General features: G+C 64.8%; 22 protein-coding genes and 2 tRNA genes. 11 read left to right on the top strand and 13 right to left on the bottom strand.

Annotated elements, in window-relative coordinates; translation table 11 throughout:
- Positions 1 to 341: 341 nt before the first annotated feature.
- The gene (phaC, locus tag K2Y42_RS08335; protein ID WP_291150937.1) at positions 342 to 2,147 is read right to left on the bottom strand and encodes a class I poly(R)-hydroxyalkanoic acid synthase; all 1,806 of its coding nucleotides are present in this window, start codon (positions 2,145 to 2,147) and stop codon (positions 342 to 344) included.
- A gap of 268 nt (positions 2,148 to 2,415) precedes the next feature.
- On the opposite strand from phaC, the gene K2Y42_RS08330 reads away from it, so the two are divergent.
- Genes K2Y42_RS08330 through glpX form a run of 3 tightly spaced genes read left to right on the top strand, consistent with a single transcriptional unit; the run spans position 2,416 to position 6,008 of the window.
- Positions 2,416 to 3,642 carry an LL-diaminopimelate aminotransferase gene (locus K2Y42_RS08330; protein WP_291151440.1) on the top strand — a complete coding sequence of 409 codons (1,227 nt, stop codon included), beginning with the start codon at positions 2,416 to 2,418 and terminating at the stop codon, positions 3,640 to 3,642.
- 12 nt (positions 3,643 to 3,654) lie between these two features.
- Positions 3,655 to 4,989, top strand: a complete 1,335-nt coding sequence (locus tag K2Y42_RS08325; RefSeq protein WP_291150935.1) for a homoserine dehydrogenase — start codon at positions 3,655 to 3,657, stop codon at positions 4,987 to 4,989.
- Positions 4,990 to 5,009: 20 nt separating this feature from the next.
- A complete protein-coding gene (gene glpX / locus K2Y42_RS08320; protein WP_291150934.1) occupies positions 5,010 to 6,008 on the top strand; it encodes a class II fructose-bisphosphatase in 999 nt (332 codons plus the stop codon).
- Between the two features lie 86 nt (positions 6,009 to 6,094).
- On the opposite strand, the gene K2Y42_RS08315 is transcribed toward glpX, so the two are convergent.
- Positions 6,095 to 6,226, bottom strand: a complete 132-nt coding sequence (locus K2Y42_RS08315) for a hypothetical protein (protein ID WP_291150931.1) — start codon at positions 6,224 to 6,226, stop codon at positions 6,095 to 6,097.
- A gap of 178 nt (positions 6,227 to 6,404) precedes the next feature.
- Between K2Y42_RS08315 and recJ the strand changes: the two genes are divergently transcribed.
- Both recJ and K2Y42_RS08305 read left to right on the top strand, forming a co-directional pair.
- Positions 6,405 to 8,264: a single-stranded-DNA-specific exonuclease RecJ gene (gene recJ, locus K2Y42_RS08310; protein WP_291150929.1), complete on the top strand. Its 1,860-nt coding sequence runs from the start codon at positions 6,405 to 6,407 to the stop codon at positions 8,262 to 8,264.
- Between the two features lie 256 nt (positions 8,265 to 8,520).
- Positions 8,521 to 8,595 (top strand) — tRNA-Glu (locus K2Y42_RS08305).
- A gap of 276 nt (positions 8,596 to 8,871) precedes the next feature.
- On the opposite strand, the gene K2Y42_RS08300 is transcribed toward K2Y42_RS08305, so the two are convergent.
- Positions 8,872 to 9,297 (bottom strand): hypothetical protein, encoded by a 426-nt coding sequence (locus K2Y42_RS08300; RefSeq protein ID WP_291150926.1) that lies wholly within the window; start codon positions 9,295 to 9,297, stop codon positions 8,872 to 8,874.
- Positions 9,298 to 9,564: 267 nt separating this feature from the next.
- The gene (locus K2Y42_RS08295; protein ID WP_291150923.1) at positions 9,565 to 9,891 is read right to left on the bottom strand and encodes a hypothetical protein; all 327 of its coding nucleotides are present in this window, start codon (positions 9,889 to 9,891) and stop codon (positions 9,565 to 9,567) included.
- A 751-nt stretch (positions 9,892 to 10,642) separates the two neighbouring features.
- Between K2Y42_RS08295 and K2Y42_RS08290 the strand changes: the two genes are divergently transcribed.
- Complete coding sequence (locus tag K2Y42_RS08290) at positions 10,643 to 10,900, top strand: hypothetical protein (protein ID WP_291150920.1); 258 nt, start codon at positions 10,643 to 10,645, stop codon at positions 10,898 to 10,900.
- An 18-nt stretch (positions 10,901 to 10,918) separates the two neighbouring features.
- On the opposite strand, the gene K2Y42_RS08285 is transcribed toward K2Y42_RS08290, so the two are convergent.
- From K2Y42_RS08285 to K2Y42_RS08260, 6 genes are all read right to left on the bottom strand, one after another.
- The gene (locus tag K2Y42_RS08285; RefSeq protein ID WP_291150917.1) at positions 10,919 to 11,203 is read right to left on the bottom strand and encodes a hypothetical protein; all 285 of its coding nucleotides are present in this window, start codon (positions 11,201 to 11,203) and stop codon (positions 10,919 to 10,921) included.
- 165 nt (positions 11,204 to 11,368) lie between these two features.
- Positions 11,369 to 12,190 carry a ferredoxin--NADP reductase gene (locus K2Y42_RS08280; protein ID WP_291150914.1) on the bottom strand — a complete coding sequence of 274 codons (822 nt, stop codon included), beginning with the start codon at positions 12,188 to 12,190 and terminating at the stop codon, positions 11,369 to 11,371.
- Between the two features lie 198 nt (positions 12,191 to 12,388).
- Positions 12,389 to 13,066 (bottom strand): Crp/Fnr family transcriptional regulator, encoded by a 678-nt coding sequence (locus K2Y42_RS08275; protein ID WP_291150911.1) that lies wholly within the window; start codon positions 13,064 to 13,066, stop codon positions 12,389 to 12,391.
- A 227-nt stretch (positions 13,067 to 13,293) separates the two neighbouring features.
- Positions 13,294 to 13,887: a 5-formyltetrahydrofolate cyclo-ligase gene (locus K2Y42_RS08270; RefSeq protein ID WP_291150908.1), complete on the bottom strand. Its 594-nt coding sequence runs from the start codon at positions 13,885 to 13,887 to the stop codon at positions 13,294 to 13,296.
- Positions 13,884 to 14,354, bottom strand: a complete 471-nt coding sequence (locus K2Y42_RS08265; protein ID WP_291150906.1) for a group III truncated hemoglobin — start codon at positions 14,352 to 14,354, stop codon at positions 13,884 to 13,886. Before K2Y42_RS08265 ends, K2Y42_RS08270 begins: the two co-directional genes overlap by 4 nt.
- Positions 14,355 to 14,369: 15 nt before the next feature.
- Positions 14,370 to 14,585, bottom strand: coding sequence for a hypothetical protein (locus K2Y42_RS08260; protein ID WP_291150903.1), 216 nt, complete (start codon positions 14,583 to 14,585; stop codon positions 14,370 to 14,372).
- Between the two features lie 151 nt (positions 14,586 to 14,736).
- On the opposite strand from K2Y42_RS08260, the gene K2Y42_RS08255 reads away from it, so the two are divergent.
- Together K2Y42_RS08255 and K2Y42_RS08250 are read left to right on the top strand one after the other, a co-directional pair.
- Positions 14,737 to 15,840 carry an efflux RND transporter periplasmic adaptor subunit gene (locus tag K2Y42_RS08255; protein WP_291150901.1) on the top strand — a complete coding sequence of 368 codons (1,104 nt, stop codon included), beginning with the start codon at positions 14,737 to 14,739 and terminating at the stop codon, positions 15,838 to 15,840.
- Entirely contained in the window at positions 15,837 to 18,953 is a 3,117-nt protein-coding gene (locus K2Y42_RS08250) for an efflux RND transporter permease subunit (RefSeq protein WP_291150898.1), read from the top strand. Before K2Y42_RS08255 ends, K2Y42_RS08250 begins: the two co-directional genes overlap by 4 nt.
- A 13-nt stretch (positions 18,954 to 18,966) precedes the next feature.
- Here K2Y42_RS08250 and K2Y42_RS08245 read toward each other — a convergent pair whose 3' ends face one another.
- On the bottom strand, positions 18,967 to 19,404 hold the full coding sequence (locus tag K2Y42_RS08245; protein WP_291150895.1) for a universal stress protein: 438 nt from the start codon (positions 19,402 to 19,404) through the stop codon (positions 18,967 to 18,969).
- Positions 19,405 to 19,715: 311 nt separating this feature from the next.
- On the opposite strand from K2Y42_RS08245, the gene K2Y42_RS08240 reads away from it, so the two are divergent.
- Positions 19,716 to 19,790, top strand: a tRNA-Thr gene (locus K2Y42_RS08240).
- A gap of 332 nt (positions 19,791 to 20,122) precedes the next feature.
- Here the strand turns inward: K2Y42_RS08240 and K2Y42_RS08235 are convergent.
- Both K2Y42_RS08235 and K2Y42_RS08230 read right to left on the bottom strand, forming a co-directional pair.
- Positions 20,123 to 20,392, bottom strand: a complete 270-nt coding sequence (locus K2Y42_RS08235; RefSeq protein WP_291150892.1) for a hypothetical protein — start codon at positions 20,390 to 20,392, stop codon at positions 20,123 to 20,125.
- Between the two features lie 268 nt (positions 20,393 to 20,660).
- The gene (locus K2Y42_RS08230; protein ID WP_291150889.1) at positions 20,661 to 20,930 is read right to left on the bottom strand and encodes a hypothetical protein; all 270 of its coding nucleotides are present in this window, start codon (positions 20,928 to 20,930) and stop codon (positions 20,661 to 20,663) included.
- A gap of 229 nt (positions 20,931 to 21,159) precedes the next feature.
- Between K2Y42_RS08230 and K2Y42_RS08225 the strand changes: the two genes are divergently transcribed.
- Positions 21,160 to 21,531, top strand: a complete 372-nt coding sequence (locus K2Y42_RS08225; protein ID WP_291150886.1) for a YciI family protein — start codon at positions 21,160 to 21,162, stop codon at positions 21,529 to 21,531.
- Positions 21,528 to 22,826, top strand: coding sequence for an RNA polymerase sigma factor (locus K2Y42_RS08220; protein WP_291150883.1), 1,299 nt, complete (start codon positions 21,528 to 21,530; stop codon positions 22,824 to 22,826). The genes K2Y42_RS08225 and K2Y42_RS08220 overlap by 4 nt, the downstream gene beginning before the upstream one ends.
- The last annotated feature ends 29 nt before the right edge of the window (positions 22,827 to 22,855 follow it).

Genomic DNA, 22,855 nt, shown 5'->3' with positions numbered 1-22,855 from the left:
AACCTTTCTTGGCAGGAAAAATTCACACGCGTTTTTCCTGCGGAGCGCGAGCCTGCTCGCCGCGACGTGCGCGCGGGCGCTGACACCTGTTTGTCAGCATCAGGGATGCGGTGCTTAGCGTGCGGCACGACGCAAGTCAGATGCGGGACGCAAGCGTGGTGAGACGCTTCGGATCTCGTGCGCGGATTGCATGACGCAAGCCACGACGGCGCGGCCGGCGGTGCGCAGGTGGCACACGGCTCGGGGCGTGTCGATTGCGATGCGGGTTGGAAGTCGCGGAGAGGCGGCGCGGTTCGCGCGCGCAGTTGTTGGCAGGGAAGCGGTGCGGCTTGTGTGCGCCGTCAGCTCTTCATTTTGACGTAGCTGCCGGGGGCGTCCTCGATGACGCCGAGGTGCTCGCCAGGCTCGCGCGGGATGGTCCAGTCGCCCGAGTACTTCGTCAGCCACTCGATCCAGTGAGGCCACCAGGATCCCGGGTGCATCTTGGCCATGCTGACCCACTCCTCGAGCGTGTCGGCGGCGGCCTTGTTGGCGGTCCAGTACTGATACTTCATCTTGTCGGGCGGATTGACGACGCCTGCGATATGGCCGGACCCGGCGAGCACGAACTCGACGGGACCGCCGAGCATCTTCGAGCCGATGAAGACGGATTTGGCGGGCGCGATGTGGTCTTCTTTGGTGGCGACCTCGAACACCGGCAGCTTGATCTTTTTCAGGTCGAGCTTGACGCCGGCGAGCGTCATCTCGCCCTTGGCCAGTTTGTTGGCGTTGTAGAACTCGCCCAGGTAGAAGCCGTGGTTGACGGCCGGCATGCGCGTCGAATCCTGGTTCCAGTAGAGCAGGTCGAACGGAAACGGCTTCTTGCCGAGCATGTAGTTGTTGACGATGTACGGCCAGATGAGGTCGCGCGGGCGCATCATGTTGAACACGTTCGCCATGCGCGAGCCGTCGAGGAAGCCGCGCTCGGCCATCATCTTGCGGAGCGAGGAGAGCTGGCTCTCGGTCGTGAACAGGAGCAGGTCGCCGGCCTTCGAGAAGTCGAGCTGGGTGGTCAGGAACGTGACGGCGCGGAAGGGTTCCTCGCCGCGCGCGGCCAGGTAGGCGAGCGTGGAGCCAAGCAGCGTACCGCCGACGCAGTAGCCGACGACGTTGATCTTTTCGATGCCGGTCTCGCGCGATACGGCGTCGGCAGCCGCCAGCACGCCTTCGAGCATGTAGTCCTCGAAGCTCTTGTGCGCGAGGCGCTCGTCCGGATTGACCCACGACACGACGAAGACCGTGAAGCCCTGGTCGACGGCGTACTTCAGGAGGCTCTTCGGCGGGGTGAGATCGAGGATGTAGTACTTGTTGATCCACGGCGGGATGACGAGCAGCGGCACCTCGCGCACCTTGTCGGTGGTGGGCAAGTACTGGATGAGCTGCAGGATGTCGTTCTGGAAGACGACCTTGCCGGGCGTCGTGGCGAGGTTGCGGCCGACTTCGAAGGCGGTCGTGTCGGTCTGGCTGATCTTCAGCAGGTCGCCCGACTTTTCCATGTCGTCGACCAGGTGCGCCATGCCGCGCACGAGGTTGTTGGCGTTCGTGGCGAAGGTCTCGCGCACGACCTCGGGGTTGGTCATCGGGAAGTTCGACGGCGAGAACGCGCTCGAAAGCTGGCGCAGGTAGAACTCCGCCTTCTGGCGGGCGGGGGCGTCGAGGCCCTCGGTCTGCTGCAGCACGTCCTCGGCCCAGTTCGTGGTGAGCAGGTAGGCCTGCTTCCAGAAGTCGAAATACGGGTTCGACGACCACTCCGGATCCTTGAAGCGATTGTCGGACGGCTCCGGTTCTGCGACGGGGGGCACCTTCTCGCCCAGGAGCTTGCGGAGGGCGCCGTTCCAGAGCTCGATGTAGGAGCTCAGCAGCACGCCCTGCGCTTCGGCGAGCTTGGCGGGGTCCGTCAGCCAGAGGCGTGCGATGTCGGTGAGCGTGCCAACCGCCTCGCTCGCCTCGCTGGCCGCGGAGAAGGGGCTGATCTTCGCGTCCGGCCGGTCCAGCAGGTCGCTCATCGCCCGGCCGCCTTCCTCGAAGAGGCGCAGCATGTTGCGCGCAAATTCTTCGGGATTTTCTATGCGATACGGTGTCGTAGGAATGTGCGGCTGCTCAGTCATGAGGCAAAGATAAGACTTCCAAGCTGGATCGACTAGTAGGATCAAAGGCGAAGCTTAAAGGAGATGTGAACATCAGTTGGGCGGTAATCGCGTGACACTAGACGGTGATGGGCGGCTTGGCTTAGATATCTGCCGAAACTGACCTCGCTTTTTTGACGCATCGCGCGTGCCTGGCCGCAATTGGCCGGCGGCCGGCCATCCCTTGGGCGTCAACGCATCCCTTGGGCGTCGACGCAAGGGCAGGTCCAACCGCCAAGAGACGCTCGTGATCGACGACGATTTCCACCGCATCAAGCGCTTGCCGCCTTATGTCTTCGCGGAAGTGAACCGCCTCAAGGCGGCGGCGCGGGCGCGCGGCGCGGACATCATCGACCTCGGCATGGGCAATCCCGACCTGCCGACGCCGCAGCACATCGTCGACAAGCTCGTCGAGACGGTCGCCAAGCCGCGCACGCATCGCTATTCCGCCTCGAAGGGCATTCCGGGTCTGCGCCGAGCGCAGGCCGCCTACTACGAGCGGCGCTTCGGCGTGAAGCTCGACCCCGACACGCAGGTGGTCGCGGCGCTCGGCTCCAAGGAAGGCTTCGCCAACATGGCGCAGGCGATCACGGCGCCCGGCGACGTGGTGATCGTGCCCAACCCGACTTATCCCATCCACGAGTTCGGCTTTCTGATTTCCGGCGCGTCGATGCGCCATGTGCAGGCCGGCAACGGCGAGGACTTCCTGCGGGCGGTTGAGCACGCGGTGCGCCACTCGATCCCGAAGCCGCTGGCGGTGGTGCTGTCCTATCCGTCGAACCCGACTGCGATGACGGCCGATCTCGACTTCTACAAAGACGCCGTGGCGCTGGCGAAGAAGCTCGACCTGATCATCCTCTCGGATCTCGCGTACTCCGAAATCTACTTCGAAGGCGATCCGCCGCCGTCCGTGCTGCAGGTGCCGGGCGCGATCGACATCACGGTCGAGTTCACGTCGCTTTCCAAGACCTACAACATGCCGGGCTGGCGGATGGGCTTCGCCGTCGGCAACGAGCGGCTGATCGGTGCGCTCGCGCGCGTCAAATCCTACCTCGACTACGGCGCGTTCACGCCGATCCAGGTGGCGGCGGCAGCAGCCCTCAACGGGCCGCAGGATTGCGTCGACGAGATCCGCAAGACCTACAAGAGCCGTCGCGACTGCCTGGTCGACAGCTTCGGCCGGGCCGGTTTTCCGGTGCCGCCGCCTCCGGCAACCATGTTTGCATGGTGCCCGATCCCGGAACCCTACCGCGCCATCGGATCGGTGGAGTTCGCAAAGCTCTTGATCGAGAAGGCAGACGTCGCCGTATCGCCGGGCGTTGGTTTCGGCGAGTATGGCGAAGGTTTCGTGCGTATTGCGCTGGTGGAGAACGAGCATCGCATCCGGCAGGCGGCTCGTTCGATCAAAAAGTTTCTCGCGCAGGCCCCGGAAACGCTGCATAACGTCATTCCCATCCCACAGAAAGTCAGCCGCTAGGCATTTCAAGCCATGTCAGAGCCTTTGACCCTCGGCGTCGCCGGACTTGGCACCGTCGGCACGGGTCTCATTCAACTGCTTGCCGCTCACGCTCCGCGCCTCGAAAGGATGCTCGGCCGCTCGATCGTCGTTACGGGCGTCTGTGCGCGCTCGCGCGACAAGGCGCGCGACGCCGATCTCGGGCAGGCCCGCTGGTTCGACGATCCGGTCGCGCTGGCAACGGACCCGTCGATTGCGGTGTTCGTCGAGGTCATGGGGGGCGACGAGGGGCCGGCCAAGGCGTCGGTCGAAGCCGCGCTGCGGGCGAAGAAACACGTCGTGACGGCGAACAAGGCGCTGCTGGCCAAGCACGGCATCGCCCTGGCCAAGCTCGCGGAAGACAACGGCGTCTCGCTCAACTTTGAAGCGGCGGTGGCGGGCGGCATTCCGATCATCAAGATGCTGCGCGAGGCGCTGGCCGCCAACGAAGTGCGGCGCGTCTACGGCATTCTCAACGGCACGTGCAACTTCATCCTGTCGAAGATGACCGACGAGAAGCGAGCCTTCGGGGATGCGCTCAAGGAAGCGCAGGAGCGCGGGTTCGCCGAGGCCGATCCGACGTTCGACATTGGCGGTTTCGACGCCGCGCATAAGCTTTCTCTGCTCGTCAGCCTGGCGTTCGGGACAACGATTGCGTTCGACCAGATCGAGATCGAGGGCATCGAGCGCATCACGACGGCCGATATCGAGGCCGCGACCGAGCTCGGATACTGCATCAAGCTGCTGGGTGTTGCCGTCTCTACTCCGGACGGCGTCGAAGCGCGTGTCACGCCGGTGCTGATCGATGAGGAATCGGCGCTGGCCGAGGTCTCGGGCGTGACCAACTGCGTCGGCATCGACGGCGACTACGTCGGCAATCTGCTGCTGGTCGGGCCGGGTGCGGGTTCGAAGCCCACGGCGTCGGCGGTCGCAAGCGACATCGTGGACATCGCGCGCGGGCTCGTGATGCCGCCGTTCATACGGCCGACGGCGGCGCTGGCAACGGCCAAGCGGCTCTCGGGGTCGGCGAACCTGGGTAACTATTACGTCCGGCTGTCGGTTTACGATCGGCCGGGCGCCATGGCATCCATCACACGCCGGATGAGCGACGAGAACGTGTCGCTCGAAAGCATCGTGCAGCGCCGGCACGGTCCGGTTCACCCGGGGCAGGCAGGGGAGCCCGCTCCTGGTCATCAGGATGCGGCCGCGAATGTCATACTGATCACGCACGACACGACCGAAGATGCGATGCGCAAAGCGCTCCGGGCGATCGAGGAGGACGGCAACGTCACCGAGCCCCCGCAGATGATCCGTATCGAAGACCTTTAGGATTGAGCAGGGACACGGCAATGGCGAAGGGTAACGGGAGCGTCGGGCTCGACCGCATGTTGGTGCTGGAGGTCGCGCGCGTGACCGAGGCGGCGGCTATCGCGGCGGCGCGGTTCAACGGACGTGGAAACGAGAAGGCCGCCGACAAGGCCGCTGTCGACGCCATGCGCTACGAACTCGGCCGCGTGTCGTTGCAGGGCACGGTGGTGATCGGCGAAGGCGAAATGGACGAAGCGCCGATGCTCTACATCGGCGAGACGGTCGGCAACGGCACGGGGCCTGAGGTCGACATCGCCGTCGATCCGCTCGAAGGCACGACGATCTGCGCGAAGCTGATGCCGAACGCGCTCGCGGTGCTGGCCATTTCGGAACGCGGCGGCCTGCTGCATGCACCCGACATGTACATGAACAAGATCGCCATCGGTCCCGGCTATCCGGACGGCGTCATCAGCCTCGATGCCTCGGTGGAAGACAACCTCACCGCGCTCGCAAAGGCCAAGGGCGTCAAGATCAATGAGATCACCGCGTGCCTGCTCGATCGTCCGCGCCACGCGGACATGATCCGGGCCGTGCGCAACGTCGGCGCGGCGGTCCAGCTCATTCCGGACGGCGACATTGCGGGCGTCATCTGGACGACCGATCCGGCGGAAACCGGCATCGACATCTATCTCGGATCGGGCGGCGCGCCCGAGGGCGTGTTGGCCGCGGCGGCGCTGCGCTGCATCGGCGGTCAGATCCAGGGGCGGCTCATGCCGTCGAACGACGACGAGCGCAAGCGCGCCGCGAAGATGGGCATCGAGGACATTGACCGGGTCTTCAAGCTGCAAGACCTGGCGTCGTCGGACGTGATCTTTGCCGCAACCGGCGTGACCAGCGGGTCGCTGCTCAAGGGCGTGCGGTTCCGCGGCGACACGGCCGAGACCGAAACGCTCATCATGCGCTCCAAGACCGGCACGGTGCGCCGGATCGCAAGCCGCTTCCGCGATGTCGGATCGAAGTTTGCCCTGAGCCGGGACTGAGGACGCCTGAAGCGCGCCCTATATTACCTTAGGTAGCGCTGCCGCTTCAGCTTGGAGTAGCGACGCTACTTCCGTTCAGAGCGGAGCTACTTTGCTTCCAGCTTGAAGCCGGGCACGTCGATGCGGACGTGCGTCTGCTGGCTCTCGTAGTAGAGATAGCCCAGCACCGCGACGCCGATGAGCAGCAGGGCTATGACCAGATTCTTGGGGTCGCTCATGATGAGGGCGCCTCGGTTTTTGTGTGTGGTCGTGTGTGTCCGTCCCACCTCTGCCATACGGCCCGTCTCCCGACAAGCACCCCTCCGTTGTTGATAACGTGAGTGCCGGCCTCGCCTGGGGTCTACAGTCCTGGGACGTTACGCTTTTCAGAGACGAATCGGTGCGGGGCAGCTCGGCATGACGGCAGTTCGCAAGATGCGCGTCGGACCTCAGGCGGAGGAGCCGGGCGGGGGAGCGTTTCTCGGCGTGTCGCGTTCGGCGCGGGGCAACCGCTGGCAGGAGATGCTGGAGCCGGCGCGCGCCAAGGACGCCATCGCGATCAGTCAGCAGCACGGATTGCCGGAGCTGCTGGGCCGTGTGCTGGCGGCGCGGGGCGTCGGGCTCGACGAGGTGCCCGTGTTTCTCGATCCGACCATTCGGGCGCTGATGCCGGATCCGTCGACTCTTGCGGACATGGACAAGGCGGCGCGGCGGCTTGCGGACGCGATCGAACGGCGTGAGGCGGTTGCAATCTTCGGCGACTACGACGTGGACGGGGCCTGTTCCTCGGCGCTCGTGGCGCGCTTTCTCGCTCATCACGACACGCCGTCGCGCATCTACATTCCGGATCGGCTCACCGAGGGCTACGGGCCGAACGCCGCCGCGCTCGAGCAGCTCATCTCGGAGGGCGCCAAGCTCATTGTGACCGTCGACTGCGGCACGACCAGCGTGGATGTGCTGGCGGGTCCGGGACGGCGCAACATCGATGTCGTCGTGATCGATCACCATCAGGCCGACGAGGTGCTGCCGGCCGTGCACGCGCTCGTCAATCCGAACCGGCGCGACGACATCTCGGGGCAGGGACATCTCTGCGCGGCCGGCGTCGTGTTCCTCGTGCTCGTCGCCACGCAGCGCGAGCTGAGGCGGCGCGGGCTCTACAATGGCGGCGCGGCTGAGCCGCCGCTCATTCGCGATCTCGATCTCGTGGCGCTAGCGACGGTTGCCGACGTCGTGCCGCTAAAGGGCCTCAACCGCGCCTATGTCACCAAGGGCCTCGCGGTAATGCGCGGGCGCGAAAACGTGGGCCTGCGCGCGCTGGCGGACGCCGCAAGCCTCAGCGAGGCGCCGACGGCCTATCATCTCGGCTTCATTCTCGGGCCCCGCATCAACGCGGGCGGGCGCATCGGAGATGCGGCGCTGGGGGCAAAGCTGCTCTCGACCGACGACGAGACGGAAGCGGCGCGCATCGCGGTGCTGCTCGACCGTCTCAACAAGGAGCGCAAGGAGATCGAGCAGGCGGCGCTCGAGGAAGCGCTCGCCATGGCCGACAGGCTGCTCGAAGAGACGCCCGATCTCGCCGTCGTGATGGTCGGTTCGCCGGATTGGCACCGCGGCGTTGTGGGGCTGATCGCAAGCCGTTTGACGGAACGCTTCAAGCGTCCGTCGTGCGTGATCGCGTGGGACAAGAGCCCGGTCGACGGCATCATCGCGGGCACGGGTTCGCTGCGGTCGGTCTCCGGCATCGACATCGGCGGCGTGGTGCGCGAGGCGGTGGCGGCCGGACATCTGCTCAAGGGCGGCGGCCACGCCATGGCGGCCGGGCTCACCGTCGATCGTTCGAAGTCGGATGCGCTGGCTGCGTTCTTTGCGGCCGCGCTCACGGGATCGGCTGCGCGGCTTGCAGCTCGGGCGTCGCTCGCCATCGACGGGGCGCTGACGCCATCTGCCGCCAACGAGGGGCTGATCGATCTGCTCGAACGCGCGGGGCCTTACGGTCAGGGCAATCCGCAGCCGCGATTTGCATTCCCCGCCCATCGCGTGAAGTTCGCCAAGCCGGTCGGCACTGCGCATATCCGCTGCGTGCTGGAGGCGGGCGACGGCTCGCGGCTCGACGCCGTGGCGTTCCGCGCGGCCGGGCAGCCGCTCGGAGAGATGCTCGTTGCGGCTTCGGGTGGCTTTCCGATCCATGTCGTGGGGCAGTTGCGCCGGGACACATGGGGCGGGCGCAACCGCATCGAACTGCAGATTGAGGATGCGGCCGATCCGCGGGAGCAATAGCGGCCAAGAACCAAGGACGATATGCGGCGCGGAACGTCACCGCGAGTGGCGCCGTAGCGCCAAGGCGTTGCTCCGTGCGGGGAATTTGGGCGTTGGCGGCCGGTATTTGGCTGGGTCGCGGGCCTCATTTCGCCGGCGCGACGCTCTCTTCCCGCTGGCGCGACATTGGCGCCGCAGGGGAAGCTGAGGCTCTGCTTGCGTCGCCCGGCAAACCTTTCTATATCAGGCCGCTGTCTCGGCGCTTGACGCCCTGGACGGTCCCTTCGTCTATCGGTTAGGACGCGAGATTTTCAATCTTGAAAGACGGGTTCGACTCCCGTAGGGACCGCCACTCTTTTTCGCTCACGCGCCTGTTCGCGCCCCCGCAGGGCGCGCTGGCGCCCCCGGGGGCGGCGCCCACCGGGCTGCTCGGCTTCGCCAAGACGCGTCGGGTCGCGTCCAAGCGAAGCTTGGCTTCGCCAAGACGCTCCCGAACTCCCTCCTGACTTAGGCTGATTCATCGGCGTCGCGGATTTCGTTCGCGAGCGCTTCGGTGCTGCCCGGAAACGCCGAAGCGGACGCCGGCGTAGCCCGCATCCGCTTCGGGTTCACTCAATCTTGAGCGCTGTTACTGCTGGCTCTTCGTGGCGGGGCCTGTGCGCGTGTCGGGGAAGCCCTGGACGCCGGTCGAGTCCTGGCTCGGCTGGGTCGCGTTGCTCCGGCTGTTGGCGCCGCTCGCGCCACTCTCGCCCGACGAGGCGCCGGAGCTCGAGTCGCCCGCTGCGGGTGCGCGCGTCGAAGGGCCGGTGCGCGTGTCGGCTGGACCCTGGACGCCCGGGCCAGAGTTCGCCCTCGTCTTGCCGATGGCGCTGTTGTCGGCGGCGGCCGGTGCGTCAGCGCCGCCCTCGGTTACGCCCGACTTCTGGTTCTGCATCTGCTGCTGATAGAGGTACTGCTGCTTCTGCTTGTCGGTGGCGTTGTCGGTTGCAAGCGCTGGGGACGCGAGGCATGCGGCTGCAGCAAATCCTGCGATCGCGATTTTGGGGAATGACATTATTTCCTCCTTTTGTGGACCGCCTGCTTTTGGCGGCGTCGAGGAAACAATGATCCGGGGCTTCGGGGGTTCCCCCATGCGGCGGGTTTGCCGCACACGGATGCGCAGCTCGGGGCCGTGTCGCCCGCGATGCGGCCGGCTAATGGGCGCGGAACCTATATGTTTTGAAATTGCTGGCCTGGAAGGGAAGGGCGGCGCCTGCCCCGCAACAGGCGCCGCCCAATTGGCCGCACCGAGCCCTCTCGGTGCGGCCAAAATCCATGCTGTTCAAGATATTCGCAGTTCAGCGAGGCTCGCGACCTTCGAAAGCTGATCGCTCGGCGAACCCGCATGCGGGTCGTCGAGCCCTGTCGTGAAGATGTGAGGAATGTCCAGTTCTGCGAGCGCTGCGCAGAAGGAGCGCGTTGCGTGCCCCTCGGAATACTCCAGCAATACCACGTCGACTTTCCTGCGATCCGCAATCATCAGGGCCGCACTCATGCTGCCGACGACGTGAACATAACAGCCCGCTTCGAGCAGGCATGTCCGTAGGAGAGATGCCGAAAGCGCGGCGCTACCGACAATTAGGACACTCAGTGCTTCGTGATTTGACATCAGTGGGTACCCGCGTGCGCAGAAACGGCTGCGCATTCCGCTAGGAGCGGGCGTTTGAGATCCCGCAGTCCCATTCGACAATCACAAGGACGCGGCGGCTTGTGATTGTCGTCTTCGCCGTGCCGCGTCGTGCTCAAGCTATCATTATCGTGCTGCGAAATTCCAGCGACGATTGCGCTCCGGCGATCAGATTTTCGGACGTGTTGTGCTGCGCTGCGAAAGGCGCCGTTACCGCCACCCTGCATGCGCTCGACTTTTCGTTCCAGGTCAAACGGCAACATGCGAGAGCCGCGTTCGCGATGAACGAAAAGCGCCTATGTGCCTCACGCGCGGCCGTGAGTTCGCGCCGAGGTGCGACACATTCATTGCGGCGAAGAAGCGTTGGATCCCTACGGGCTGACCCGCGTTCTGTTCGCCGAAGGAGATGTGCGATGACGCGAGTAAGGAACGACAATATGGAGCGGGAGATGGCTTTTCTGGTGAGGGGAATTGGTCAGCGCTTACAGCGCGATAATCCGGTATCCCAGCAAATGCCAGTGCAGATGGCGCTGCTGATCGAGCGTCTTCGCCAGGTAGAACGCCAAGGCGGAACGCAGGCGTGCGCGACACAGACGTCGAGGTGCAGTCGGCTAGCTGGATAAGTCGCGGGGCTAGCTGGACAGGACGCCGCCGCGCGCAAGGAACGAAATCGCCGCGACCGGCATTGTCGATCCAAGAGCGTTCGCTTTTCATTTTCGGTTGCGGCTGTGTGATGATCCTCGACAAGATTTCTACCGAAGATCTCAAGCTTATCAGTGCGGTGCTGCACGCTGCGGTCGAGGATGAGGTTTGCCGGGTCCACGATATGCCGCTCGCCATCATGGTCCGGCGCATTCACGACCGGATCCTCAAGGGTGAACGCGATCCGGCGGCTCTCAAGGCGGCCGCACTCGGTGCGCACGTCGTCGTTCCCTTCGTGCTTCGGATGTGTCCGGAGCAGGTCATCAAGCATCCGAAATCGTCTGCCTGAAAATCCGGCTATCCGCCGTTATGCACTTCGAACGAGCACCGCCTCCAGCATGGCGTCGGTATCTTCGCGCTTGGCGAAGCCGCGCCAGCGGTCGGCGACGGGATCCGGTGCTTCGCAAAGGCTGGCGAGGGCCGCGACCTTGTCCCACGAAACGGAATGAGGGCCGCCGGGTTCGGCGAGCAGCATGGTCGCGCTGATGAGGATGGCGTTACGGGTGGGCCGCCACGTGGAGCGGTCATCGACGGACTGCAACGGATCACGCGGATCGAAGCACAGGAACACAGCAGGCTTACACGTGGTCATGACTACGCAAATGTCCGAACGCTCACTTTGGTTGCGTAGGACATAGCTGGAGCATGCTGACATCAAACTGACAGCGGGACGGGAAAAACACCCGGTGACATTGCCTGGCCGCGGCGTCCATGGAACGGCGCGGCGCTGCATGGCTTCGCCGCCCTTGTGAGCGCTTTAGCGCTGGGCGAACGCCTTCTCGATGACGAAATCGCCGGGCGTGCCGCTGTTGCCTTCGTCGAAGCCGCTGTTTTGCAGCAGGCTCGTGAGGTCGGCCAGCATGCCGGGGTTGCCGCAGATCATGACGCGATCGGTCTCGCGATCGAGTGGGGCGATGTCGAGATCCCGGTAGAGCGTCCCGTCGGCCATGAGGCGCGGGATGCGGCCCTGGTGGCGAGACGGCTCCTGGGTCGTCGTTGCGTAGTAGCGGAGCTGCGGGGCCACGTACTCTCCGAGCAGCTCGTGCCCTCCTAGCGCTTCGACGACGCCGTTTGCGTAGGCGAGCTCGGCGACGGTGCGGCATCCTTCGACCGCGATCACGGTCTCGAAGCGCTCGTAGGTTTCCGGGTCCCGCAGGATGCTCGCAAACGGCGCGAAGCCGGTACCGGTGGCGAGCAGAAAGAGGCGGCGGCCGGGACGAAGGTTGCCGAGCAAGAGCGTGCCGGTGGGCTTGGGGCCGACGAGAAGGTCGTCGCCGACGCGGATGTGCTGAAGGCGCGACGTGAGCGGGCCGTCCGGCACCTTGATCGAGAGGAATTCGAGGTGATCGTCGTAGTAGGCGCTTGCGATGCTGTAAGCGCGCAGCAGGGGGCGCCCGTCGACTTCGAGGCCGATCATCGTGAACTGTCCGCTTTGGAAGCGGAGCGAGGGCGTGCGTGTGGTGCGGAGGCCGAACAGCTTGTCGGAGTAGTGCGTGACGTCGAGCACGCGCTCGGTGAGCAGGTTTCCGCTGCGCTTGGCGGGTGCGGCTGGTTTGACGTTGTCTAGAACATCCGACATCGCGTCGTCCTCTTAGGTCGTCGATTGGATCGGCGGCGCCGCTCTGCGGCCGCGATGCCTCTGCGTTTTCGATGTTGCGCCGATTGTCGCGCGCTGATCGTTTTGCCTCGCGCTGATCGCTCCGGCGCTCAGCCGCGTAACACAAAAACGCCCTCGCGGGCGTTATGTAGGGAACACCGGTACGCGATCAATGTCGCATTAGGCCGCGTCGGCCAACCGCTGCAGCAGCGTCATGTCGACAATGCGCAAGCCATCGGCGGTTTCTTTGACGGCGCCCTGCTTTTTGAGCGAGAGCAATGCCGCGCCGAGCTTATCGATCGACATGTCGAGCTTATCGGCGACGAAGCCGGCGGTGAAGTCATCGGCGATGAAAGCCGTGTCGCGGCCTTCCGGTCCGTTGGCGCTCGAAATGGCGATGAGAAAGTTCGCAACCTTTACGTCAGCCGGACGTGCGCCTTCCATCAGCGTCTTTTCGCGAAGGTAATCGAACTCGCGCTCGACGGCGGACGCCTGGCGGAACGACAGGCGGTCATCGGAGTCGAGTGCAGCTTCGAACTCGTCCTCCGACACAAGGCTCACGACCGTGTCGACCATAGCCTGCGCGGTGCTGACGTGATGGCGAAGATGACCCAGGCCGACGATGTCGCCGGGGAATGCGAATTCGATCACGTCATGCCGGCCATCGGCCCAAAGCATGTAATGGCAGATGGCGCCGCTCTCGATGCGATAGAGCGCGCGGTCTTCACCCGGATGAAAAAGGAATTCGCCGGTGTCCACATTCTGGACGACCATGCCGCCGCCAAGGGCAGCCGGATTCAGTTTGCCGAAATCCTGGCCGCAACCTTCAAAACTTTTCTCGTGGCAAATACTCGCCATAACACGCTTACTCCAACCAATAGACCTGATGTAGATCCAGGGGGTGCCTTAATCAAGTCGTATTTGGCAGCATTGCCAAACAGTAAGATCCCTTTTCGTCAGGTCAGAACTACTGCCGGGAGAGTCTGTTCCCGGGGAAACAACGCTTTTGTGGGGATGCGACCATTTATTCACGTCGCACCGTTTCCGGCCAAGCTAGTTCATTTATTTTGCTAAACATTTTCCAATTAAGGAACGTCGGCGGACAATATAATCCGACGTTCAGTTGCGATTGAATTCATGGAAATATCGTGGGTCGCAGGGGTGAAGTCCGGGGTTTCCGACGCTTCAAATCCAATTCCGATGGCGAAAGGCCGCACGGGGCCGGCGGCAAGCGTCCGGTCGAAATAGCCGCCGCCGTAGCCGAGCCGCCAGCAGCCGCAAAACCCCACCAGAGGCGCGATGACGACGTCGGGCGAGGCAGGGACCTGCTCGGCCGGGGCCGGGATATCCCAGAAACCGCGCGTCATCGGATCGCCTTTGCGCCAGACGCAGTAGTCGAGCGGGGCTTTCGGAGTGGTGACGACCGGAAGGGCGAGTGCGACCGGGCGCCGGGCGGCGACGGATGCGGCCCAGGCGAGAAGATCGATCTCGCGCTTGATCGGCCAATAGATGCCCAGAACCTTGACGTCGCGTGCTTCGACGATGCGGTCGAGATTGGCAATGACGAGATCGCTGAGGCTGCGCCGCTCGGCGCTGGGCATCAGACGGCGCTGTTCGAGGAGACGAGTCCGCTGCTCGCGGCGCCAGGTGCGTTGGGCGTCCGTGAGCGGGGCGATCATGAAGCGGGCTCGGGTTTCGGCTCGGTGATGGCGGGCGAGCGAAAGTCGGGAGGCGTGATGCCCGGGGGCTCTCCGCGATGCAGGCTGATGCCCAAGTGCAGAGACTCGGCGATCCGCTCGGCGCGTTCGATAAAGACCGCGGCGGCCTGCGGTGGGCAGATGTCACGGGCGCACGCGCGAAACAACGCCAGCCAGCGCTCGAAATGCGCTCGCGAAATTTCGGGGAGCCCGATATGGACCGCCATCGGCCGTCCTTTGTAGCGGCCGGTCATCAGTGTCACCGACGACCAGAACGCGACGAGCTTTTCGAGGTGTTCGTCCCAGTTTTCGATATGGCTTTCGAATATCGGGCCGATCAAAGGATCGCGGCGCACGTCCGCATAGAATGCGTGGACGAGCTTGTGGATCATCGGCTCGGTGATGGAGACCGAGAGGCCGGGAGACTTGGGGTGCGGATCGCGCGTCATGCTGTGTTCGCCATTTCAATCGATGAGAGTACAGGCAGGCTTTGCGCGGGCGTCAAGCGCCACGCCCCGCTTATTCGAGTGGGCCGCCATGCATCCTCGGAGGGGCCGCGACATGCCAGTGATCGCCATGGCTTTTCCTTCCTCGACTTCATTCTCGTTCCCTTTCTCATCCGGCCGGCGCACCGCATTGCTCATACGATACGCGTGGGCGCGCGCATTGATCTCGCGCATCCCATCATGCAGACGATGACGCGGCGTGACCCCGCACGGGGCTTCGATTTAAGGCCAAAGATCAATTCGATAACCGCGTGGCTGCTCTGTACGGAAACGGGCAGACGTGGCACCTTGGAGGTGCCATTTCATCTGAAGCGGGACCGTCGATATGAAACCGCGCGACAAGTATTTCACAGCGCTCCGAATTTCTGCTTGCGGTGTTCTTTTCGGATTGGCCGGATGCAGTGAGGCGGTCGTGCCGCCGCCGCCAGAGATCCGCCCCGTTCGCACGATCGTCGCGGAAGCCAAGCCCATCGAGGACGATCGTCAGGCGGTCGGCGAAATCCGGCCACGGCAGGAGAGCGACATCGGCTTCCAGGTCGGCGGCAAGCTCGTTTCGCGCGCGGTCGACATCGGCGTGTCGGTCAAGCGCGGGGATCTGCTGGCGCGGCTCGACGAGCAGGATTTCCAGAACCGCCTGCGGTCCGCACAGTCCGATGTCGCCTCGGCCGAGGCCGTGCTCGTGGAGGCGCAGGCGACCGAAGGACGGCAGGACGAACTGCTCGGCAAGGGTGTGACGACGCGGGCGAACTATGATTCCGCCATCAAGAACCGGCGCTCGGCCGAAGCCAAGCTCGAAGCGAGCCGGGCGGCGCTCGATCTGGCGAAAGATCAGCTCGCCTACACGGAGCTCAAAGCCGATTTCGACGGCATTATCACGGCGGTTGCGGCCGAGCCGGGACAAGTCGTGGCGGCGGGGCAGACGGTCGTGAAGCTCGCCAAGCCGGAACAGGTGGATGCGGTCTTCAACGTGGCCGAAGCCGCGTTCCGCGACCGGCAGCCGAACGAGAAGCCTGCCGTGCTGGTGACGCTCCTGAGCAGCCCGTCCATCTATGCCGATGGCGTGGTGCGCGAAGTCTCGCCGGTCGCCGATCCCGTAACGCGTACGTATCAAGTCAAGGTTTCGCTCGAAAATCCGCCGCCGGCCATGCGCTTTGGAGCCGGCGTGCTGGGGCGCTTGAAGGCCTCGACGGCGCCTGTGATCTCGCTGCCGGGAAGCGCGCTGTTCGACCAGGGCGGCAAACCCGCCGTATGGGTGTTCGACAGCGCGACCTCGACGGTCAAGCTGCGGCCGATCGAGGTGGCGCGCTTCGAGACCGACCGGGTGGTGGTGAGCGGAGGCCTGAAGCAGGGCGACGTGGTCGTGACCGCGGGCGTCAACCGGTTGCGTGAGGGCCAGGCCGTGCGTCTGCTGGAGCAAGCCGGATCATGAGCGGGGCATCGGGTGCGGCGGGCTTCAATCTTTCCGATTGGGCGCTCCGCCATAAGAGTCTTGTCGTCTATCTCATGATCGTGTCTGCGATCGCGGGCCTCTACTCGTACCAGAAGCTCGGGCGCGAGGAGGATCCGCCGTTCACCATCAAGGTGATGGTGGTGCGCGCCTTGTGGCCGGGCGCCACGACGGCCGACACGCTGAAGCAGGTGACAGACCGCATCGAGAAAAAGCTCGAGGAGCTGCCGTATCTCGACTACGTGCGGAGCTACACGAAGCCCGGCGATGCGCTCGTCTATGTGACGCTGCTCGACAGCACCCCCGCCGCGCTCGTGCCTGACCTCTGGTATCAGGTGCGCAAGAAGATCGGAGACATCCGAAGCCAGCTTCCCGAGGGCATCCAGGGGCCGTTCTTCAACGACGAATTCGGCGACACGTATAGTGTCATCTATGCATTTACGTCGGACGGGTTCGGTCCGCGCGAGGTGCGCGATCAGCTCGAACTGGTGCGCACGCAGCTCCTGCGCGTGAAGGATGTCGCCAAGGTCGACTTCATCGGCACGCAGGACGAGAAGATCTATCTCGAGTTTTCGACCCAGCAGATGGCCGCGCTCGGGATCGACGCGTCGAGCCTGATGGATAGCCTTCAGGCGCAGAACGCCATCGTGCCGAGCGGCGTGCTCGAGGAGGGACAGGAACGGATCTCGGTCCGCGTCTCCGGCAGCTTCGATTCCGAGGAAAGCCTCAAGTCGATCAACTTCCAGGCCGGGAACCGCTTCTATCGTCTCTCCGACATCGCAACGGTGAGGCGCGGCTACGTCGATCCGCCCCAGCCGATGTTCCGCTACAACGGTGAGCCGGCGACGGGGCTCGCGATCTCCATGTCCCAGGGTGGCGACGTGCTCGCGCTCGGCGACGCCATCGAGCGGGCGATGGAGGAGGTGACGCGCAACCTGCCGATCGGCATTGAGCCGCATCTGGTTTCCAATCAGCCGCACGTGGTGGAAGAGGCGGTCGGAGAGTTCACCAAGACGCTGTGGGAGGCCATCGCCATCGTGCTCGGCGTCAGCTTCCTGGCGCTCGGATGGCGGCCGGGCGTGGTGGTGGCCGTCGCCATCCCGCTGGTGCTCGCGGTGACGTTCGCGGCCATGCTCTATTTCGGCATCTCGCTGCAGCGCATCTCGCTCGGGGCGCTCATCATCGCGCTGGGCTTGCTGGTCGACGACGCGATGATCGCGGTCGAGATGATGATCTCGAAGCTGGAGGAGGGCGCCGACAAGATAACGGCCGCCACCTATGCCTATACGGTGACGGCGTTTCCGATGCTGACGGGGACGCTGGTCACCATCATCGGCTTCATTCCGGTGGGGTTCGCCAAGAGCAGTGCCGGCGAATACTGCTTTACGCTGTTCGCGGTGGTGGGGATTGCGCTGATCGTCTCGTGGGTGGTCGCTGTGCTGTTTACGCCGCTGACGGGCGTTTTCATCCTTCCCGACAAGATCACGGGCCATCACCACGCAGCACCCGGCACGTCGCTGTTCGGGCGCGTGCTCGATCGCGCGCTGCGGGCGAAATGGCTGGTGCTTGCGGGAACGGTCGCCGTTTTCGTGCTGTCGCTGGTGGGCATGCGCTTCGTGCAGCAGCAGTTCTTTCCGGCTTCCGACCGGCCGGAGCTGCTGATCAACGTGACGTTGCCGCAAACCGCCTCCATCCATGCGACGGAGCAGACGGTGGAACGCATCGAGGCCATCCTCAAGGCGGATCCGGACGTCGACTACTGGACGTTCTACGTCGGGCAGGGCGCGGTGCGGTTCTATCTGCCGCTCGATGCGCAGCTCGCCAACACCTTCTTTGCGCAGGCCGTGGTGGTGACGAAGGGGTTCAAGCAGCGGCCCGGTGTGCAGGCGCGCATCGAGGCGGCGGTGGCGACTGGTTTCGAAGATGCGATGATCCGCGTCAGCCCGCTTGAGCTCGGTCCGCCGGTGGGCTGGCCGCTCAAGTTCCGCGTCAGCGGCGACGATGCGGCCAGCGTGCGTGAGCGCGCGCTGGAGTTCGCAGGCGTGATGGGCGCAAATCCCAATGTGACCAACATCAACTTCGACTGGAGCGAGCTGTCCAAGGTGGTGAAGGTCGACATCGACCAAGACCGGGCGCGGGCCGTCGGGCTGACCTCGCGGCAGATCGCGAGCAACATCAACTCGGTGCTGTCGGGCACGACGATCACGCAGGTGCGCGATCACACCTATCTCGTCGATGTGGTGACGCGTGCCGTGGAAGGTGAGCGCGCCAAGCTCGATACGCTGCGCAGCTTGAGGCTCGCGACGCCGTCGGGCGGCAACGTGCCGTTGGCGCAGGTGGCGACGCTCTCTTACACGCTCGAGCCACCGCTGGTCTGGCGCCGCTCGCGCCTGCCGACCGTGACCGTGCAGGCGGATGTCGTGCCAGGCGTCGAGGCGATGACGGTCGTACGGCAGCTCGGTGCTGCGATCGACAAGTTCCGCACCACGCTGCCGCCGGGCTATTCGGTGACGGCGGGCGGTACGGTCGAGGACAGCGCGAAGGCGCAGGCGAGCATCTTCGCCGTGTTCCCGATCATGCTGCTGATGATGACGACGATTCTCATGATCCAGCTCAGGAGCTTCCAGAAGCTGGTTATGGTGCTGCTGACCGCGCCGCTGGCGCTGATCGGCGTGGTGGCGTCGCTGTTGCTGTTCCGCATTCCGATGGGCTTCGTCGCGATCCTCGGCGTGATCTCGCTGATCGGCATGGTGATCCGGAACTCGGTGATCCTGATCGAGCAGATCGACATGCACATCAACGACGGCGAGCCGCCGTGGGAGGCCGTGATCAGTGCGACGGAGCATCGCCTGCGGCCCATCCTGCTGACGGCGGCGGCGGCCATTCTGGGCATGGTGCCGATCGCGGGCACGGTGTTCTGGGGGCCGATGGCGTTCGCCGTCATCGGCGGATTGATGGTGGCGACGCTGCTGACGCTCGTGTTCCTGCCGGCGCTCTATGTGGCGTGGTTCCGCATCCCGCCGCCCGGCTCGCGACCGGAGGCGACGGCCCACGCTTCGGCGGCCCATGTATCGGCGGCGCCGTCGGCGGCGTGACTGCGGGGGCGAGTTAGCGACAGATCAGGACGGGCACTGTGCTGCCGGCCAGCACCTTGCTGGCCTGGCTTCCAAGCAGGACCTGCATCAAGCCGCGGCGGCCGTGCGAGGACATGACGATCAGATCGCACGCGTTCTGGGCGGCGGCGGCGATGATGCCCTCGGCCGGGAACTGGTCTTTCATGTGCTCGCCACTGCAGGCGACGCCGGCCGTCGCGGCCTCGGTGGCGACGCCATCGAGAATGCGCGCCGCGTTTGCAGAGATGCTGTCCTCGTACTCCTTGACGGGGAAGGCCATCGCGACCTCGCCGGGCGCCACGGCCACCCAGGGTTCGGTGACGTACAAGGCGGTGACGCGCGCGCCGAGCGCCTTGGCGAGCGCGAGGCCCTGGGTGACGGCCTTCTGGGCCAGGTCCGAGCCGTCGGTGGCGATCAGGATGTGCTTGAACATGGGGGCTTGCTCCTTGGGCGCGCCTAATTCTGTCGCTGCGACCGCGGCTCACGCAAATCAAATGATGGCTCGTTGCAGGCGGTGGTTCGTCGTTTGGCAAAGGCAGAATGAGCCGCCAGGGCGCGAAGTTCGAAGGGCGTGCGGCAATTTTCGCGGCGTTGGCGGGCCACGATCTCATTTTTCGGTGCAGGGCCGGTTGCTCTTGGCGTGCGGGTCGGTTAGATGATCGCAGCCGTGCGGCCCTCTGGTTTGCGCGGGAGGCGAAAGCCCGCAGCGCAAAGCGCTGACAATCAAGCATATTTTCTAGGTTGGCTGCCGTAGCTCAGTGGTAGAGCACTCCCTTGGTAAGGGAGAGGTCGCAAGTTCAATCCTCGCCGGCAGCACCAGAAAATATCAAGATCTCTCAAGACTTACCCCTATCCGTGGCGGCGAGCTTTCCCACGTTCCTGTTTGGAACGTGCGCGGAACGGCGCGAGACCGTATCCCTTTCGCCGGTAACAAAACCGGTGACTGCAGTGTGCCCCGTTTGGGACGTGCGCGGAACGGCGCGAGGCCGTATCCGCGCCGTTGCGCTCGCGCGGGGGATGGCGGTTTGCTCTCGAGAGAGGGGGCATGGAAAAGCCGGTGCGTGGAGAGCCGCACCGGCTTTTTTATTCGGAGTGTTAAGCCGTCGAATGGCTCGAGCTGCGGGCGGAGCCTCAGCAACTCGCCTTGATCCTTACTTGGTGGCGACCTTGCGCTCGACGGTCGACTTGGAGACTTCGCCGGCGGCTACGAGGGCGCTGATGCAGCCCTGCGAGAGGTTGCGGCCAACGGCGCGCATGCACTTGCGGACGCCGGGGGAGTCGGGGGCGTGCATGCTGCAGTGAGCGTGGTAGTCGGCGGCGCAGGCGAGCTTGACGCCGAGGCTGACGGCGCCGGCCTGGCTCGAAACCAGAAGAGCGCCGAGGGTGATGCTTGCTGCGAGGATGTTCTGGATCTTGGTCATTTGGCTCTCCGCTTTCTTGCCTGGCGCGTCTTCGACACGACTGCCAGTGTGTGTCCGATGAGGAGAGAATGCGCCCAACCAGCCTCGGCCGCTGTTCCCAGGGGAACGCGGCAGCAAACTCGCGGAAATTTTCTCAAAAAATTTGGGGCAGTCGGGCTTTTCGATGGGCGGCGGGTGGGTGCTCCTCGGTTAAATATCTGATATTTCATTCAAAAACAGACCGGAGCGTGGAAAGCCGCTCCGGCTGATGGGCTCAAACAAATGCGCCTTACTTGGCGGCGACCTTGCGCTGGACGGTCGACTTTGAGACTTCGCCGGCGGCTACGAGCGCGCTGATGCAGCCCTGCGAGAGGTTACGGCCCACGGCGCGCATGCACTTGCGGACGCCGGGGGAGTCGGGGGCATGCATGCTGCAGTGGGCGTGGTAATCGGCGGCGCAGGCGAGCTTGACGCCGAGGCTGACGGCACCGGCCTGGCTGGAGACGAGGAGAACGCTGAGGGTGACTGCGCCGGCTGCGAGGTTGCGGATCGTGGTCATCTGGGTTTCTCCACCGTGTCGCGCTGCTTCTGCGCTGGGCTGATGCGAGGACTATCGCGCCGACCGGCCGCGGCCGCTGTTCCGCCCGGAACCGGCTCAGAAAAAACGAAAAAAGCTGGAAAGAGCCTCTTCACCGCTCGCGGCCCGAAGGCGGCGCTTTTTTTACGAGGCCGGTCGGGATCGCATAGTCTCGTGCGTCCTTGGTTTACACACGCGTCAGGAGACCCGAATGAAATATGCAATTCTCTGTTATCACGCCGAAAATGTCGTCTGTGCCTGGAGCAAGGAGCACGACGACGCGGTGATGGCCAAGCTCGGCGCGGTGCAGGAGCGGCGCGCGAAAATGGGCCAGCTCGGCCCGGTCGCCCGCCTGATGCCGACCACGGCGGCCACGACCTTGCGCCGCGACAACGAGCCGGCCGTGGTGCTGGACGGGCCGTTCGCCGAGACCAAAGAGCAGTTGCTGGGCTTCTTCGTTGTCGATTGTCCGAACCTCGAGGAAGCGCTCGCGTTTACGCGGGAGCTTGCCGAGGCCAATCCGGGCGGGGCCTACGAAGTGCGCCCGATCGGCTACTTCCATGATTGGAGCGCCGCGACGTGACCGATCTCGCCTGGCTCGACGCTGCGGTGACAAGCGCGCGGCCCCAGGCCGTGGCGGCGCTGATGCGCTACTTCCGCGATCTCGACCGGGCGGAAGAGGCGTTCCAGGAGGCATCCCTCAGGGCGCTCAAGTCGTGGCCTGAGAACGGGCCGCCGCGCGATCCGGCCGCGTGGCTCATCATGGTCGGCCGGAACGTGGCAATCGATGCGCTGCGCCGTGAGAGCAAATCCGAAGCGCTGGACGATGAAGACGCGGTCTCGGATACCGACGATGCGGAGGGCGCGCTCGTCTCGCGGCTCGACGATGCGCATTACCGCGACGACATCCTGCGCTTGCTGTTCATCTGCTGTCATCCGGACCTGCCGAGCACGCAGCAGATCGCATTGGCGTTGCGCGTCGTGTCCGGGCTCACGGTCGGCGAAATCGCGCGCGCGTTTCTCGTCGGCGAAGCGGCCATGGAGCAGCGCATCACGCGGGCCAAGCGGCGTGTGGCGCAAGCGGGCGTCGCCTTTGAAACGCCAGGCGCTGTGGAGCGCAGCGAACGGCTCGGCACCGTTGCGGCGATGATCTACCTCCTGTTCAACGAAGGCTATTCGGCGAGCGGCGGTGAGGCGCATCTGCGCTTGCCGTTGTGCGAGGAGGCCATTCGGCTCGCCCGCCTGCTGCTGCGGCTTTTTCCATCCGAGCCTGAAATGCTGGGGCTCACGGCGCTGCTGCTGTTTCAGCATGCGCGGTCGCCGGCGCGACTCGACGCTGCGGGCGCCATCGTGCTGCTGGAGGATCAGGATCGCGCGACGTGGCGCAAGGATCTGATCGCGGAAGGTGAAGCGCTGCTCGACAAGGCGATGCGCCATCGCCGCCCCGGGGCGTACCAGATCCAGGCCGCGATCGCGGCGCTGCACGACACGGCGCCGAGCTTCGATGCGACGGACTGGGTGCAGATCGAAGGTCTTTATTCCGGGCTTGAACAGCTTCAGCCGTCGCCCGTCGTGACGCTCAACCGGGCCGTGGCCGCGAGCAAGGTGCGGGGTCCCGAGGCGGCGCTCGCGATGATCGAGCCGCTGGCCGGGAAGCTCTCCGGGTACTTTCATTTTTTCGGTCTCAAGGGCGCGCTGCTGCTCGATCTCGGCCGCGCCGAGGAGGCGCGGGATGCGTTCAACCATGCGATCTCGCTGGCGCGGACACCTCAGGAAGCCGCGCACATCCGCCTGCATCTCGACCGGATCGAAAAGGCAGACAGGGCGAAACGGAAGGCGTCGGGCCGCGCGGCAAAGCCGCAAAGCGTGGAAAAGTAGGAGGAGCGTGTCGGATCGCGGCGGGCGGG

This window comes from Hyphomicrobium sp., from assembly GCF_019744875.1.
Lineage (GTDB): Bacteria > Pseudomonadota > Alphaproteobacteria > Rhizobiales > Hyphomicrobiaceae > Hyphomicrobium_C.
The sequence above is the reverse complement of the archived record's forward strand: the minus strand, read 5'-3'. Positions and strand labels throughout refer to the sequence as shown.

Bases quoted from the DNA above. Each gene is read 5' to 3' on its own strand.
- K2Y42_RS08235 (WP_291150892.1), bottom strand. From the start codon at position 20,392: ATGACCAAGATCCAGAACATCCTCGCAGCAAGCATCACCCTCGGCGCT.
- K2Y42_RS08250 (WP_291150898.1), top strand. From the start codon at position 15,837: ATGAGCGGGGCATCGGGTGCGGCGGGCTTCAATCTTTCCGATTGGGCG.
- K2Y42_RS08325 (WP_291150935.1), top strand. From the start codon at position 3,655: ATGTCAGAGCCTTTGACCCTCGGCGTCGCCGGACTTGGCACCGTCGGC.
- K2Y42_RS08230 (WP_291150889.1), bottom strand. From the start codon at position 20,930: ATGACCACGATCCGCAACCTCGCAGCCGGCGCAGTCACCCTCAGCGTT.
- K2Y42_RS08265 (WP_291150906.1), bottom strand. From the start codon at position 14,354: ATGACGCGCGATCCGCACCCCAAGTCTCCCGGCCTCTCGGTCTCCATC.
- glpX (WP_291150934.1), top strand. From the start codon at position 5,010: ATGGCGAAGGGTAACGGGAGCGTCGGGCTCGACCGCATGTTGGTGCTG.
- recJ (WP_291150929.1), top strand. From the start codon at position 6,405: ATGACGGCAGTTCGCAAGATGCGCGTCGGACCTCAGGCGGAGGAGCCG.
- K2Y42_RS08285 (WP_291150917.1), bottom strand. From the start codon at position 11,203: ATGACCACGTGTAAGCCTGCTGTGTTCCTGTGCTTCGATCCGCGTGAT.
- K2Y42_RS08300 (WP_291150926.1), bottom strand. From the start codon at position 9,297: ATGTCATTCCCCAAAATCGCGATCGCAGGATTTGCTGCAGCCGCATGC.
- K2Y42_RS08260 (WP_291150903.1), bottom strand. From the start codon at position 14,585: ATGCGCGAGATCAATGCGCGCGCCCACGCGTATCGTATGAGCAATGCG.
- K2Y42_RS08315 (WP_291150931.1), bottom strand. From the start codon at position 6,226: ATGAGCGACCCCAAGAATCTGGTCATAGCCCTGCTGCTCATCGGCGTC.
- K2Y42_RS08255 (WP_291150901.1), top strand. From the start codon at position 14,737: ATGAAACCGCGCGACAAGTATTTCACAGCGCTCCGAATTTCTGCTTGC.
- K2Y42_RS08290 (WP_291150920.1), top strand. From the start codon at position 10,643: ATGATCCTCGACAAGATTTCTACCGAAGATCTCAAGCTTATCAGTGCG.
- K2Y42_RS08225 (WP_291150886.1), top strand. From the start codon at position 21,160: ATGAAATATGCAATTCTCTGTTATCACGCCGAAAATGTCGTCTGTGCC.
- K2Y42_RS08275 (WP_291150911.1), bottom strand. From the start codon at position 13,066: ATGGCGAGTATTTGCCACGAGAAAAGTTTTGAAGGTTGCGGCCAGGAT.
- K2Y42_RS08280 (WP_291150914.1), bottom strand. From the start codon at position 12,190: ATGTCGGATGTTCTAGACAACGTCAAACCAGCCGCACCCGCCAAGCGC.
- phaC (WP_291150937.1), bottom strand. From the start codon at position 2,147: ATGACTGAGCAGCCGCACATTCCTACGACACCGTATCGCATAGAAAAT.
- K2Y42_RS08245 (WP_291150895.1), bottom strand. From the start codon at position 19,404: ATGTTCAAGCACATCCTGATCGCCACCGACGGCTCGGACCTGGCCCAG.
- K2Y42_RS08270 (WP_291150908.1), bottom strand. From the start codon at position 13,887: ATGATCGCCCCGCTCACGGACGCCCAACGCACCTGGCGCCGCGAGCAG.
- K2Y42_RS08295 (WP_291150923.1), bottom strand. From the start codon at position 9,891: ATGTCAAATCACGAAGCACTGAGTGTCCTAATTGTCGGTAGCGCCGCG.